Annotated in this window: 15 protein-coding genes; 7 read left to right on the top strand and 8 right to left on the bottom strand. The window is 72.0% G+C overall.

The genetic code is table 11. The features are described 5' to 3' along the window. The first annotated feature begins 264 nt into the window (after positions 1-264). Positions 265-1,473, top strand: coding sequence for a DUF4241 domain-containing protein (locus tag GT042_RS09885; RefSeq protein ID WP_161308334.1), 1,209 nt, complete (start codon positions 265-267; stop codon positions 1,471-1,473). A gap of 238 nt (positions 1,474-1,711) precedes the next feature. Here GT042_RS09885 and GT042_RS09880 read toward each other — a convergent pair whose 3' ends face one another. From GT042_RS09880 to GT042_RS09855, 6 genes are all read right to left on the bottom strand, one after another. Then, entirely contained in the window at positions 1,712-2,470 is a 759-nt protein-coding gene (locus GT042_RS09880; RefSeq protein ID WP_161308333.1) for an SDR family oxidoreductase, read from the bottom strand. A 25-nt stretch (positions 2,471-2,495) separates the two neighbouring features. Continuing rightward, a complete protein-coding gene (locus GT042_RS09875) occupies positions 2,496-3,842 on the bottom strand; it encodes an MFS transporter (RefSeq protein ID WP_161308332.1) in 1,347 nt (448 codons plus the stop codon). Positions 3,843-3,923: 81 nt separating this feature from the next. Continuing rightward, complete coding sequence (locus GT042_RS09870; protein WP_161308331.1) at positions 3,924-4,508, bottom strand: TetR/AcrR family transcriptional regulator; 585 nt, start codon at positions 4,506-4,508, stop codon at positions 3,924-3,926. Between the two features lie 91 nt (positions 4,509-4,599). After that, on the bottom strand, positions 4,600-4,929 hold the full coding sequence (locus GT042_RS09865) for a DUF202 domain-containing protein (RefSeq protein WP_161308330.1): 330 nt from the start codon (positions 4,927-4,929) through the stop codon (positions 4,600-4,602). Beyond that, complete coding sequence (locus GT042_RS09860) at positions 4,929-5,321, bottom strand: DUF202 domain-containing protein (protein WP_161308329.1); 393 nt, start codon at positions 5,319-5,321, stop codon at positions 4,929-4,931. Before GT042_RS09860 ends, GT042_RS09865 begins: the two co-directional genes overlap by 1 nt. A 101-nt stretch (positions 5,322-5,422) precedes the next feature. Next, positions 5,423-5,941, bottom strand: coding sequence for an NUDIX domain-containing protein (locus GT042_RS09855; protein ID WP_161308328.1), 519 nt, complete (start codon positions 5,939-5,941; stop codon positions 5,423-5,425). A gap of 147 nt (positions 5,942-6,088) precedes the next feature. Here GT042_RS09855 and GT042_RS09850 point away from each other — a divergent pair, with 147 nt between their 5' ends. Continuing rightward, on the top strand, positions 6,089-7,744 hold the full coding sequence (locus tag GT042_RS09850) for an FAD-binding dehydrogenase (RefSeq protein ID WP_161308327.1): 1,656 nt from the start codon (positions 6,089-6,091) through the stop codon (positions 7,742-7,744). 100 nt (positions 7,745-7,844) lie between these two features. Here GT042_RS09850 and GT042_RS09845 read toward each other — a convergent pair whose 3' ends face one another. After that, complete coding sequence (locus GT042_RS09845) at positions 7,845-8,267, bottom strand: ASCH domain-containing protein (RefSeq protein WP_161308326.1); 423 nt, start codon at positions 8,265-8,267, stop codon at positions 7,845-7,847. A gap of 232 nt (positions 8,268-8,499) precedes the next feature. Between GT042_RS09845 and GT042_RS09840 the strand changes: the two genes are divergently transcribed. The 4 genes from GT042_RS09840 to GT042_RS09825 all read left to right on the top strand — a co-directional run bounded on the left by GT042_RS09840 (position 8,500) and on the right by GT042_RS09825 (position 12,615). Continuing rightward, positions 8,500-9,459 (top strand): hypothetical protein, encoded by a 960-nt coding sequence (locus tag GT042_RS09840; RefSeq protein ID WP_161308325.1) that lies wholly within the window; start codon positions 8,500-8,502, stop codon positions 9,457-9,459. A 49-nt stretch (positions 9,460-9,508) separates the two neighbouring features. Continuing rightward, complete coding sequence (locus tag GT042_RS09835) at positions 9,509-11,125, top strand: APC family permease (RefSeq protein WP_161308324.1); 1,617 nt, start codon at positions 9,509-9,511, stop codon at positions 11,123-11,125. A 124-nt stretch (positions 11,126-11,249) separates the two neighbouring features. After that, the gene (locus GT042_RS09830) at positions 11,250-11,975 is read left to right on the top strand and encodes a molybdopterin-dependent oxidoreductase (protein WP_161308323.1); all 726 of its coding nucleotides are present in this window, start codon (positions 11,250-11,252) and stop codon (positions 11,973-11,975) included. Beyond that, positions 11,917-12,615 (top strand): cytochrome b/b6 domain-containing protein, encoded by a 699-nt coding sequence (locus tag GT042_RS09825; RefSeq protein WP_161308322.1) that lies wholly within the window; start codon positions 11,917-11,919, stop codon positions 12,613-12,615. Before GT042_RS09830 ends, GT042_RS09825 begins: the two co-directional genes overlap by 59 nt. Positions 12,616-12,772: 157 nt before the next feature. Here GT042_RS09825 and GT042_RS09820 read toward each other — a convergent pair whose 3' ends face one another. Then, positions 12,773-13,276, bottom strand: coding sequence for a gluconokinase (locus GT042_RS09820; RefSeq protein WP_161308321.1), 504 nt, complete (start codon positions 13,274-13,276; stop codon positions 12,773-12,775). Positions 13,277-13,450: 174 nt separating this feature from the next. Here GT042_RS09820 and GT042_RS09815 point away from each other — a divergent pair. After that, the coding region (locus GT042_RS09815; protein WP_161308320.1) for an alcohol dehydrogenase catalytic domain-containing protein at positions 13,451-13,993 on the top strand (543 nt) is incomplete at its 3' end.

Genomic DNA, 13,993 nt, shown 5'->3' with positions numbered 1-13,993 from the left:
GGGCACTCACCGCGTCCTTCGGTGATGATGCCGTCGCCACCTACCTCGGCCGGGACGCCGTAGACGCAGGTGGCGGTGAAAGCCGGTGACGGTGCTGGTCGCGGTCAGGGCGTAGGTCGCGAGCCTCCCACAAACCCTGTGTCACACCCCGGTGGCAGACTGGCGGCACAACGAAGCTTCGGAAGGGCAGGGCGTTGCGGCAGGCGTCACCGTCGAGCGCCACTGCTTGGGCGTGGCCGGTGCCACGGGGGGAGAGGTGCGGCTGTGATCTTCGACGGTCTTGATGTGTCGTACGGCGAGATGTGGGGCTCCTATCGGGGAACGACCCATCCGGACCCGATGTCACGGGCGCTCGCGGCACGCAAGCATGCTGCCGGGATGGATTACGCGGTTCTGCTGTCCGCGCGGAAGCAACCGCTGGCACTGGTCGAAAGATGGCCGCGCGGTATGTGGCGTGTGTATCTGTTCGACGACAGGTCCTGGTGCACGCAGATGATCGACCTCAAGCCGCACGACACGGGGATGTTGGTGGCTCGCTGGAACACCCGATGGCAGTTCTCCAATGAGCAGGAGTACTCGTCCTCGAAGTGGGATGTTCAGGAGACCACGACCGTCTCGGCCGACGGGGAGGTCGAGGTCAAGTCCGAGTTCGCCGGGCCGAGGGGAGCGTCGACGGACTCACCGCACGCTCGAACAACCGGCCCGTCGAGCGTCCCGGTGCGGCGGTTCGCGGCGCCCGTCGAAAGCTTCCTCTGTCCCGTACCGGAATTCGGCGACTGGCAGGTGTTCGCGCCGTTCCTGGCCCAGCAGAACCACGAGCCCGCCACGACCGTGGTCCTGAACGACGTGTCGGTGGATGAAGGGTCCGGACCGCTGCGCGCCACCGGAATCGAGCAACTGTTTCGTCAGGGTCCGTGCGAGACCCCGGAGGGGCCGGCCGTCGTCGAGCCCGTTGACGCCGGCCTGCTGCGCATCACGTCAGGGCGGCTGGCGGTCTCGGACCCCGGCTGGATCAGAGACCCGCGAACCGTCGCCGTGCCCTCGGGCGAGTTTCCGGTCACGCTGTCGCTGTTGCGCACGACACACAGGGCCGGTGTCGCCGCAGCCAGGGTGACGTTCCTGGACATCCCGCCCCGCGAGTGGGAAATGGCCCTCCGGCCTGACGAGGACCTGGGGCTGCTCGGCGAGGGCCAGTTCTACGGGGTTGGCGTGGATACCGGCACAGCGGCTTTCATGGATGCGACGCGGACGGTGCTCGAAGACCAGCTGGACGAGGATCTCTTCGTACCCCTCGGCAGCGACAGCTGTTTCAGCGTGGAACTGCCCGGCACGGAACCCGAACCGAACCTCATCGCCTTCCGTGCCGGCCGGGGCGACGGGGCCTACCCCGTCTGGATCGGCCGCACCGATGACGGACGGGTCGGTTGCGTCGTCGTCGACTTCCAACTGCATTCCGCCGACGCGGGAGAGTGAGGAGCCGCCGGCCATCGGCGCGAGGCCGCACAGCGCCCGGCCCGCGTGCCCCGCAGGGTGAGGCTGCCGCAGCCCCGGCCTGACACTCGGGCTCCGGGTCTACCCGGAGCCCGAGGGGAGACGACGTTGCCCAACGCGATCCCGAACGTGCCGCCCGCCGGGCCGTAATCCAGCTCGACCAGTTCGGCTGCGCCGTCCCCCTCAACCTGAGGAAGACGGCATCCCAGCCTACGAACCGTCAGGCCGACGATCCACTGTCGATGACCAGGTCGGCGCCGACGACCGCGCCGGCCGCGGGCGAGGCGAGGTAGAGCACCGCGGCCGCCACTTCTTCGGCCTCCGCGACCCGGCCGAGCGGGTTCTCCGTCTTCACCCGCTCGGCGCGGTCGGCCCCGGTCTCGCCGGGCCGCAGCGACATGGGAGCGGCGGAGACGCCGGGGCTGACCGCGTTGACGCGGATGCCCTGGTGGACGTGGTCGAGAGCGGCGGCACGGGTCAGCGCGGAGACCGCTGCCTTCGAGGTGATGTACGCGGCCATGTTCGGGATCCGCAGGTGTGCGCCCAGGTTGGAGGAGATATTGATGATGGCGCCGCCGCCGTTCTCCTTCATGTGCGCGATCTCGTGCTTCATGGCCAGCCAGACGCCGGTGACATTGGTCCGCAGCACCGCGTCCCAGTCCTCCTCGCTCACCTCGCCGACGGGTACGGTCGCGCGGAGTATCCCGGCGTTGTTGACCGCGATGTCCAGTCCGCCGAAGCGGGTGACACTCTCGCGTACGAGGTTCCGGACGCGTCCGGAGTCGGTGACATCGGCGGTGACGGCGGCGGCCGTGCCGCCGATGGCCTCGACGAGGCCGACCGTCTCGTCCAGGGAGGCCGCGGTGCGTCCCGCGGCGACCACGGACGCGCCCTCGGCGGCGAAGGCGATCGCGATCGCGCGGCCGAGGCCGGAGCCCGCGCCGGTGACGAGGACGGTCTTGCCCGTGAAGCGGTTCATTTCGGTGACTTCCTTGAGTGAGGGATTACTTGACGCGGTGGTTCAGGAGGGCGACGACGGCGAGGGCGGCCCCCGTCACGGCCAGGGACCGGGCGTCGCTGCCGAGTGTGAGCAGGACGGCGAAGAGCACGGTCGGGCCACATTCCATCGCGGTGTTCAGCACGCCACCCGCGAGCCCGGTCTGCTCCTGCGGCACACCTTCGGTGGCGAGCACGGCGGCCCCGGCGAAGGCGGCCGCGGTGCCGGCCGGCAGCAGCACAAGGCCCGGCAGCAGTCCGTACGCGTACGACGTGTGCGCATCGAGCCCGGTGACCGCGAGGAGGGCGAGCCCGGCCGCACCCGTGCCCAGCCCGGCGGCCGTGACGGCTCCGGCCCCGTACCGGCCGATGAGCGGTCCTGCCGCCCGGCCCGAGGCGATCAGTGCGACGGCGAACGGCACGAAGGCGGCCGAGGTCCGCAACTGGGACCAGTCGCGCGCCTGTTGGAGGTGGAGTGAGAAAACCACGAACGTCATTGCGGTCCCGCAGGCGCTCAGTGCGATGGCCGTGAGGGCGAGGGCCCGCCGCCGGTCGAGCAGGAAGCGGGGTGGCAGCAGCGGGTCGCGGGCCCGGCGCTCGGCGTACCAGAACGCGGCCAGCAGCGCGGTCCCGCCGAGCAGCGGCACGAGCACGCCGGCCGACGACCAGGGCCGGGCGTCGGTGACGACAAGCCCGTAACTGGCGAAGGTGATCCCGGCGGTGGCGAGCAGAGCACCCGGCAGGTCGAGAGTCCTGCCCCCGTTCGGTGCGGTGTCCGGCAGCAGCCGGGGCGTGAGGGCGAGGGCCGCGATCGCCACCACGAGCGGTACGGCGAAGGTCCAACGCCACGAAAGCAGCGCGGAAATGACGCCGGAGAGCAGATTGCCCGCAGTCGCGCCGAGCACCGAGAGCCCGCCCCAGGTGGCCATCACCCTGCCGTACGCGGTGGGGGAGGGGAAGACGCCGCGCAGCACGGCCATGGCGGCCGGCGCGACGAGGGCCGCGCCCGCGCCCTGCGCGAAGCGCGCCGCGAGCAGTGCCCCGATGCCGGAGGCGAATGGGGCGGCGGCCGAGGCGGCGGCGAAGAGGACAAGGCCCGCGGTGAGGGCGCGCCGCCCGCCGTAGCGGTCGGCGAGGCGTCCGCCGAAGAGCAGCAACCCGGCGAAGGTCAGTCCGTAGGCGGCGCTGAGCAGGATCAAGTCAGCGCGCTTCAGGTCGAATTCGCGCCCGATGCGGGGCAGCGGTACGGCGATCGCGGCGAGCGTGAAGATCAGCGTGGTCTGGACACTGCCGAGGAGGACGAAGGCCCATCGGTGCTGCACGGCGGTGACGCGGGCGGTGCCCGTGGCGGTCACGCTTCCCCCCCCTGATATTTGACCGATCGGTTCATTATTTGGGCGCGCGAAAGGAAGCCCTGCGGCTCCGGTGGGTGTGATTCAGTCCAGCAGGGCCAGTGCCTGCTCGGCCGCGTCCCGCACCCGGGCGGGATCGTTCGACGCCTTGCCGACGATCCGTACGCCCTGCAGCAGGACGAGCAGCATGCGGGCCAGCGCGCGCGGATCGCGGTCCTCGGGAAGCTCGCCCTGGGCCTGGGCCCGTACGAGCGCGGAGTGCAGCGGGGTCTCGAGGTGCTCCCAGCTGATCTCGACCCGGCGGGCCGCCGCAGGGTCGTGCGGGGCCAGTTCGGCCGCGGTGTTGGTGACGAAGCAGCCGTTCAACCGCCCTTCCGGGGAGGCGGCTTCCGCGGCGAAGCGGCGCACGATCGCCCGCACCGCGGGCAGTGCGGGGCCCGGCTGGGACAGCTCGGCCAGGAGGAGCGGGTCGCGCATCTCGGCGTACCGGTCCATGGCCTTCAGATACAGCTCATGCTTGCTGCCGAAGGTCGCGTAGATGCTGGCGCGGCCGACGCCGAGGTGCTCGACGAGATCCGTCACCGACGTCGCTTCGTAGCCACGCCGCCAGAACAGCTCAAGGGCCGACTGCAGCGCGGCGTCCGGATCGAATTCCTTGGTCCTGGCCACGTCGAAGACCGTAACCGTATCTGAACCGTTCGGTCAATAATTTTGCGGCACGGCTGGCCCCGCGAGGGAGCGGTGCCGGCCCTTGCGGCGGTCATGCCATGACGGCCACCGCGAGCCCCGCCAGCAGCAGTGTGCAGCCCGCCGCCGCGACCGCCGCCGGGCGGGACAGCGGGCGGGGTTCCGCCGCGGTCAGTGCGATCAGCCGGCGGTGCGTGAGTGCCACGAAGCCCAGCCACACCACGACGGTCAGGGCGATGCCGACCGCCCCTGTCGTAGTACCGCCATGGTGGACCGCCTGCCGTGCCGCCAGCACCGCGACCACCGTGCAGGCCAGCGTCGTACGCCGCCAGGCCAGCCCGGTCCGCTCCGGCTGGAGCCCCGGATCCCTGGCCCGGTCGTCGCCCTGGTCCTGGGTCGCCATCAACGGCCCCCGCCCAGCGCGACCACCACCACCATCACCACCGCGACCACCGCCACCACCAGACTCAGCACGGTCGGGAAGCGCGAGACGGGCAGCGCCTGCCCGCGCCGCATCGCCCGCTCGCAGCGCACCCAGTGGTCGACCGCCTGGAGCGCGCACAGCGCCCCGGCCGCGAGCAGCGCCACCGCCAGCCCGACCCGTACACCCCACCGCAGGTCCGGCAGGAACTGGTCCACCGCGAACCCGCCGCCCACCAGCGCCAGCGCGGTACGGAGCCAGGCCAGGAACGTGCGCTCGTTGGCCAGCGTGAAGCGGTAGTCGGGCGTCTCGCCCTCGTCGCCGAGACGCTGGGGCGCGAACCACAGCCGCAGGCTCCGCACGAAGTCGATCACAGTCCGCACCTTACGTGCCCTATGTGTCCGACGTCCCGCGTGCCCCGCGTCCGACGTGCCCTGCACGCGGCGCGTCCGACATGCCCTACGCGCGACATGCCCTACGCGCGGCGCGCGCGGAGCCGCTCGTACGCCGCGAGCCCGTCCGGCACCCACTCCCACCCACCCGGCAGCAGCCGCCGCTCCAACTCCTCCTCCGGGAGGAACGCGTGCCACGCCACCTCCTCCACCTGCGGCCGCACCGGCAGCACGCAGCGCACCTCGTACACGTACGACCACCAGCTCTGGCCGCTGTCGGCGGACTCGTAGAGGTACGGGAACAGCGGTACGGGGCGCGGCAGCCCCGAGACCCCCAGCTCCTCCTCGGCCTCCCGCAGCGCCGCCTCGTCGTACGTCTCGCCCGCGCCGAGCACGCCGCCCACGAACATGTCGTACAGCGAGGGGAAGACCAGCTTCTCCGCCGTCCTGCGGTGCACGAACACCCGGTCCTCCGCGTCCCGCGCGAGGACGAACACACACCGGTGACGCAGCCTCTTCGCGTACACCTCACCGCGCGGGGCCTGCCCCACCACACGGTCGTTCTCGTCCACGACGTCCAGGATCTCGTCCGCTGCTCCCATGTCCCCATCCAAGCAGCCCCTCGGCCGGGCCTGCGGGCCCGCCGATCAATGCGCCTGAGACGGTTGACTCGTTACTCGCGCGTACGGAAGATCGGACCATTCGCTCACCCACCCGCACCGTGACGGATCCGCGAAGGATGGAAGCCCATGGCGTACGACGCTGATGTGATCGTGATCGGGGCGGGCCTGGCCGGCCTGGTCGCCACCGCCGAACTCGTCGACGCGGGCCGCTCCGTCCTCGTACTGGACCAGGAGCCCGAGCAGTCGCTCGGCGGCCAGGCCCACTGGTCCTTCGGCGGGCTCTTCTTCGTCAACTCCCCCGAGCAGCGCCGCCTGCGGGTCAGGGACAGCCGGGAGCTGGCGCTCCAGGACTGGCTGGGCACGGCGGGCTTCGACCGTACGGAGGACCACTGGCCGCGCAAGTGGGCCGAGGCGTACGTCGACTTCGCGGCGGGCGAGAAGCGGGCGTGGCTGCACCGGCAGGGGATGCGGTTCTTCCCCGTCGCGTCCTGGGCGGAGCGCGGCGGGTACGGCGCGGCGGGGCTCGGCAACTCGGTGCCGCGCTTCCACGTCACCTGGGGCACAGGACCCGGCGTGGTCGAGCCGTTCGCACGGCGGGTGCGCGAGGGCGTCGACCGGGGGCTGGTGGAGTTCCGCTTCCGGCACCGGGTGACGGGGCTCGGCAACACGGCGGGGGTGGTGGACACCGTGACCGGGGAGGTCCTGGCGCCGAGTGATGTCGCGCGCGGGGAGGCGAGCACCCGTCGGATCATCGGCGCGTTCGAGCTCAGGGCACAGGCCGTGATCATCACGTCGGGCGGCATCGGCGGCAACCCCGACCTGGTCCGCGCGCAGTGGCCCGAGCGGCTCGGCCGCCCGCCGCGCACCATGCTCTCCGGGGTGCCCGCGCACGTGGACGGGCTGATGCTCGGCATCGCGGAGTCGGCGGGCGCCCACCACATCAACCGCGACCGGATGTGGCACTACACCGAGGGCATTGAGAACTGGAACCCGGTGTGGGCGCGGCACGGGATCCGGATCCTCCCGGGGCCGTCCTCGCTGTGGCTGGACGCCCGGGGCCGCCGCCTGCCGGGGCCGCTGTTCCCCGGCTTCGACACGCTCGGGACGCTGGAACACATCATGAGGACCGGCTACGAGTACACCTGGTTCGTCCTCGACCAGCGCATCATCGGCAAGGAGTTCGCCCTCTCGGGCTCCGAGCAGAACCCCGACCTCACGGGCAAGTCGGTCCGCGACGTCATCGGCCGGGCGCGCGCCGACGTGCCGGGTCCGGTGAAGGCGTTCATGGACAAGGGCGCCGACTTCGTCGTGGAGAAGGACCTGTCCGCGCTCGTACGCGGGATGAACGCGCTCACCGAGGAGCCGCTGATCGACGAGGCGGAGCTGCGGCGCGAGATCGTCGCGCGGGACCGGGCGACGGTGAACCCGTTCGGCAAGGACGCGCAGGTGACGGCGGTCCGGGGCGCGCGCAGATACCTGGGCGACAAGCTGATCCGTACGGTCGCGCCGCATCCGCTGCTCGACCCGGCGGCGGGGCCGCTGATAGCCGTACGGCTGCGCGTCCTGACCCGCAAGTCCCTCGGCGGGCTGGAGACCGACCTGTCGTCCCGCGTCCTGACCGAGGGCGGCGACCCGCTGCCCGGGGTGTACGCGGCGGGGGAGGCGGCGGGCTTCGGCGGCGGCGGGATGCACGGCTACCGCTCGCTGGAGGGGACGTTCCTGGGCGGCTGCATCTTCTCGGGCCGCGCGGCCGGGCGGGCGGCGGCGAAGGCGGTGGGCTGAGGCGGTGGGCCGAGGCGGCGGGGCGACAGGCGACGGCGGTGGGCTGACGGGGGCTCACCGGGAGGGAACATAGGCCCCGGTCCGGGAGGAAGCCCCCCGGTCACAGCCGCTCCACCACCCGGAAGCTCTCCACCACCAGCAACGTCCCGTCGTGGACGGTGAATCCGGGGTCGCCCAGCGCCTCCCGCATCTCCTCGCCGTGCCAGAACCGCTCGTGGTCCGCCCGCCAGGCCGCCACCGAGGTGTGCCCCTCGCCCTCCTCCACGGCCAGCCGGAGGTCGACCGCGCCGAGCGGCAGCACCCGTACCCCCGTCAGTTCCACCACCGCCACCTCGCGGCCCGCCGAGTCGATCAGGGCCGATCGCTCCCCGACCGGGGGCAGTTCCTCGCGCTCCGCCTCGTACTCGGCGAGCAGACCCGTCGTCGAGACCTTCCGCCCGTCGAGCACGGCCGCCACCAGACGGTCACGTACCGGCCCGGGGAAGGCGAGCAGTAAAGGGGCCAGCGGTTCTCGGTTCTCCATGAGAGCCACCCTAGGGCGTGTCCGCGACGCTCCCCGCCTGGCCGAAAAGCGTCCCATCTGGGCTTATGCGGACGGAGACGGTCCGCGCCCTTTGCCCGGAAGGCGCAACCACGCCTGCGCCGGGGCAATATGACTGTGCCTTACATCGAGATACCGCTTGACGGGAGGCCATACCTACCGATTTGCTGTGCCCGGTCCTTTCTCGTCCACGCGCCCTGGAGGAATTCCGCGGATGTCCCCGCCTCCGCCACCCCTCGGCCGTGCCCGAAGACGTAGCTCACGTTCCGGCCAATCCTTCGACCCCGCACTGGACGACACCGAACTCGCCTCCGTACGCGACCAGTTGGCCCAGGGACGGTGGTCCGAGACCCGCTCCCTCCTCGCCCGTACCGGCGACGACTGGGACCGCAGAGGCCACCGCGTCGTCGTCCTCGCCCAGGCCTCCGGCGCCGCCGCCTGGACGCGCGACTGGCTCCTCGCCGAACCCGAGAGCCCCGACGCGGCCACCCTCCTCGCCTGCGCCACCGTCTTCGCCGCCCTGCGCGGCAAGGAGCCGGAACACCGCGCCGTGGACGCCTGCCGTGACGCCGTCCGGCGCGCCCCCGCCGACCCCACCCCCTGGCTCGGCCTGCTGCTCCTCGCCCGCACGCTCGGTACGGACGAGGAGACCTCGCAGCTCTTCGAGGAGGTGCGGACCCGCCACCCCGACCACCACCACGCCCACCACCTGATGGCGGCCCGCCTCGCGGAACGCCGCCCCGAGGCAGGCCAGGACCCGCTCCACGAGGTGTACGACTTCGCCGCCTGGGCGGCCGAACAGGCCCCCGCGGACTCGCCGCTCGCCGTCCTGCCCGTCGTCGCGCACGCCGAGCGCTACCGCGTCCTCGCCGCCGCCCGCGTGGAGCCCGCCGACCCGGCCGCCTCCGCCCACTGGACGGGCCGCCGGGCCCGCCAGGGGCTCAAGGGCGCCTTCGACTGGTGGCTGGAGTGGGAGAGCGGGGACCACCCCCGCAACCGCGTCGACCTCAACTTCCTCGCCCACGCCCAGTGGTACGACGGACGCGTCGCCGAGGCCGCCGCGCTCTTCCACCGCATCGGCCCGCACATCACCCCAGCTCCCTGGTCCTACCCGGACCGGGACCCGCACCACGCCTTCCTCGCCGCGCGCAACGCCGCGCTCGGCTCCGTCTGAACGACGCGCCGCGATCCGTACCAGCGATCCCCGAAAGGACACCCCTGTCATGTCGACGGGCAATTCGAGCACGGGCACGAGTTCCGGCTGGAACTCCAACGCGCACACGAGCACGGGCACGACCACCGGACCCCGGCCCGGCCAGGGCCCGGGTACGCCTTCCGGCACGGGGGAGATCAGCACCTTCAAGGGCCAGGAGCGCGCGCTGCGCGCGGACCGCCTCGGCACGGCGGGCCTCCTGCTGTCCGTGCTCGCCGCCAGCGCGCCCCTGATGACCGTCGCCGGTGTCATGCCCACCGTCTACGGCGTGGTGGGGATCGTCGGACAGCCCCTGCTGTACGTCATCCTCGGGGTGGTCCTCGTCCTGTTCAGCTTCGGGTACGCCGAGATGAGCCGCCACGTCCACAACGCCGGCGCCTTCTACGCGTACATAGCCCGCGGGCTCGGCGCGACCGCCGGCGCGAGCGCCTCGCTCGTCGCCCTCCTCGCGTACAACGCCATGCAGGTCGGCATCTACGGCCTCTTCGGCTTCGAGGTCTCCGGGCTCTTCGCCACCTACCTCGACCTGACCGTCGCCTGGTGGGTGCCCGCCCTGATCGCCGCCGTGGTCGTCGGGCTGCTCGGCTGGCTGAAGATCGACCTGAACGCCAAGGTCCTCGGCGTCCTGATCCTCATCGAGGTCGCGCTCGTCGTGATCTTCGACATCGCCTTCGTCGCCGACCCGGGCAAGGAAGGCGTCTCGCTGCACGCCTTCAACCCGGACACCCTCACCAGCGCGGGCTTCGGCACCGCGCTGTGCTTCTGCATCGCGGCCTTCGTCGGCTTCGAACAGGCCCCGGTGTACGCGGAGGAGACCAGCCGCCCGAACGTCGTCGTCCGCCGCGTGATGTTCCTCGCCGTCGGCCTCTCGGCGCTGTTCCTCGCCCTCAGCGCCTGGGCGATCTCCGTCGCCACCGGGCCCGGCTCGGTGGTCGCGACGGCGGGGGAGCAGGGGCCCGGCCTGATCTTCGGCCTCACCGAGGACCGCCTCGGCACGACCTTCACCGACGTCCTCCACGTGCTCTTCGTCACCGGCATGTTCGCCGCGCTGCTCAGCTTCCACAACGTCGTCGCCCGCTACGCGTTCGCGATGGGCCGCGAAGGACTGCTGCCGGCCGCCTTCGGCCGTACCAGCAAGTCCAGCGGGGCCCCCGCCTACGGTTCCGCCCTCCAGTCCGTGTTCTCCCTGGTCGTGGTGGTGGCGTTCGCCGTCACGGACGACAAGCCGGCCGGCGACCCGACCGCCCCGATCCTGCGGCTCTTCACCTGGATGGCCAACATCGGCGCGCTCGGCGTCATCCTGCTGATGGCCGCGGCCTCCTTCGCCGTGATCGCGTTCTTCGTACGGCGTGGCGCGGCGGGCGCGCAGGCCGCCCGCCTCGTCGCCTCGGCCCTGGCCGGCCTCTCCCTCGTCGCCGTCGCCGTCTACACGGTCAAGGACTTCGACCTGCTGGTCGGGGCCGGCCCCGACTCCGCGCTGAGCTGGATCCTGCCGGGGATCGTCGGCCTCACGCTGGTGGGGGGTCTGGTGTACGGAGCGGTCCTGCGCTCGGTCAGGCCCGAGACGCACGCGAGGATCGGCCTGGGGAACGAGGCGTTCCAGTTGGAGAAGGCCGCGCAGTCGTGACGTTCTTCACCCTGGCTTCACCCCGGTGTTCCCGACCACGGCTTTCACCGGCCAGGTCTGACGAAAGTCTGACGGAATCCCGCGGTCCCTGGCTTCCGGGGACCGCGGGTGGTCGAATCGATGCGTGAACCATCAACAGAATGAGCCCGCCGGAACACCGGTGGGGCGGCGCGTTCTGCTCTCCACCCTGGGCCTGGGCGCCGCGGGACTCGTCGCGGCCCCGTATCTCCAGCGCGGGCTCGACTCGTTCCTGGGCGCGGTGTCCAGCCAGGACCCGACGGGCCTGACGGGGCTGCTGCCCAACGGCGGCGGGTTCCGCTACTACTCGGTGACCGGTTCCGTACCGCACAAGGACGCCGGGAACTACCGGCTGAAGATCGACGGCCTGGTCGACCGGCCCGCCACGTACACGCTCGACGCCCTGCGGAAGATGCCTCAGACGCGGGTCGTGCGCGACGTGCAGTGCGTCACCGGCTGGCGCGTCCCGCACACCCCCTTCGAGGGGGTCAAGGTCTCGCAGCTCCTCGACGCGGCCGGGGTGCGTCCGGACGCCAGGGCGATCCGGTTCACCTGCTTCGACGGGACGTACAGCGAGAGCCTCACGCTCCAGCAGGCGCGGCGCGCCGACGTCCTGGTGGCGCTGAGGATGCAGGACAAGCCGATCGGGCACGCGCACGGCGGCCCGGTCCGGCTCTACGTGGCGCCGATGTACTTCTACAAATCGGCGAAATGGCTCTCCGGGATCTCCGTCACCTCCGACGTCCGCCCCGGCTACTGGGAGGAGCGTGGCTATGACGTCGACGGCTGGGTCGGCCGGTCCAACGGACGCGACGACACCCCCACCGTCTGAGAGCGGGCGCGGGCCGGGGGAGGGGGCCGCGGGCACCGGACGGCTGCGGCGCCGGTTCAGCCCGGCCGAGCGGTGGGTCCACCGGACCACGGGCATCCTGATGCTGGTGTGCGTGGCGACGGCGGGCTGTCTGTACGTGCCCCAGCTCGCCGAACTCGTCGGCCGCCGCTACCTCGTCGTCACCCTGCACGAGTGGTCGGGGCTCCTGCTCCCCGTCCCCGTGCTGGTGGGTCTCGCCTCCCGCCACTTCCGCGCCGACCTCGGCCGGCTGAACCGCTTCTTCCCGCACGACAAGGAGTGGCTGCGGGCGGTACGGCGGCGTGACGCCAGGCCCGAGTCCCGCCCCGCCGGGAAGTTCAACGCGGGCCAGAAGATCTACGCGGCCTGGATCGCGGGCGCGGTGCTGGTCATGCTCGGTACGGGCCTGCTGATGTGGTTCACCGGCTTCGCCCCGCTGGTGTGGCGGACGAGCGCCACCTTCCTGCACGACTGGCTGGCCCTCGCCATCGGCGTCGTACTCCTCGGGCACATCGGCATGGCGTACGGGGATCCCGAGGCGCGGCGCGGGATGCGGACGGGGTCGGTGGAGCGGGCGTGGGCGAAGCGGGAGCACTCGGAGTGGCGGGAGGAGGACTCCTGAGGGGCCGGGGGCCCGGCCGTACGGCCCTGACCGGCCGTACGGCCCCGACTCGGTACGGCTCTGATCTCGTACGACCCCGATACCCGTACGGACCCGATCCCCTACGGCCCCGGCCCGCGCCGGCCCGCCCCGCCCCGGCCGTCCCGCCCCCCGCCGGTCACAGCCCCCGCAGCGCCTCCACCGCCCGCCCGGCGATGTCCTCCGGTGTCCCGGTCACCTCCACCGTCACCCCCGCCTCGTCGTCCTCCAGCGGCTGGAGCGTGGCGAACTGGGAGTCGAGCAGCGCGGTCGGCATGAAGTGCCCCTTGCGCGCGGCCATCCGCTTCTCGATCAGCGCCCGGTCACCGGCGAGATGTACGAAGACCAGGTCAGGGGCCGCGGCCCGCAGCCGGTCCCGGTAGGAGCGCTTGAGCGAGGACGCGGCGACCACCCCGCCCTGCCCCGCCCGCCCGGCGGCCCACGCCCCGACGGCGTCCAGCCAGGGCCACCGGTCGTTGTCGTCCAGCGGGGTGCCCGCCGACATCTTGGCGATGTTCTCCGGCGGGTGGAAGTCGTCCCCCTCGGCGTACGGAACGTCCAGCGCCCCGGCGAGCAGCTGCCCGATCGTGGTCTTGCCCGTGCCGGACACCCCCATCACGACCACGACGTACGGATCACTCATCGGTTTCCCTGCCCCTCCCTGACCACCACTGAAGCCTGACGGCGGTAAGTATGTCGTCCCCGTTCCCGCCCGCTCCCGCCTCCTGCCCCCGCCCCCTCACCCCACCGCCTCCGACGCGAGATAGTAGGTCCCGGACAGAGTCGTTCGCGGTGTACGAGGAAAGCGGGTTGTTCCATGGCGCAGCAGGTGCGAGGGGTCGTCGCCCCCGGCAAGAACGAGCCGGTGCGGATCGAGACGATCGTCGTCCCCGATCCCGGCCCCGGCGAGGCGGTGGTGAAGGTCCAGGCGTGCGGTGTCTGCCACACCGATCTGCACTACAAGCAGGGCGGGATCAACGACGACTACCCCTTCCTCCTCGGCCATGAGGCCGCCGGGGTCGTGGAGTCGGTCGGCGACGACGTCACCGATCTCGCCCCCGGCGACTTCGTGATCCTCAACTGGCGTGCGGTCTGCGGAAGTTGCCGGGCCTGTCTGCGCGGGCGGCCGTGGTACTGCTTCAACACCCACAACGCGACGCAGAAGATGACGCTCCTCGACGGCACGGAACTCTCCCCGGCCCTCGGCATCGGCGCCTTCGCCGAGAAGACCCTCGTCGCCGCCGGCCAGTGCACCAAGGTCGACCCGGGCGTCTCCCCGGCCGTCGCGGGCCTCCTCGGCTGCGGGGTGATGGCCGGCATCGGCGCGGCGATCAACACCGGGCAGGTCGGGCGCGGCGAC

Origin of the sequence: Streptomyces sp. SID3212 (genome assembly GCF_009865405.1) — a bacterium.
Classification (GTDB): domain Bacteria; phylum Actinomycetota; class Actinomycetes; order Streptomycetales; family Streptomycetaceae; genus Streptomyces.
Note: the sequence above shows the minus strand (reverse complement) of the source record. Positions and strands in the feature narration are given on the sequence as shown.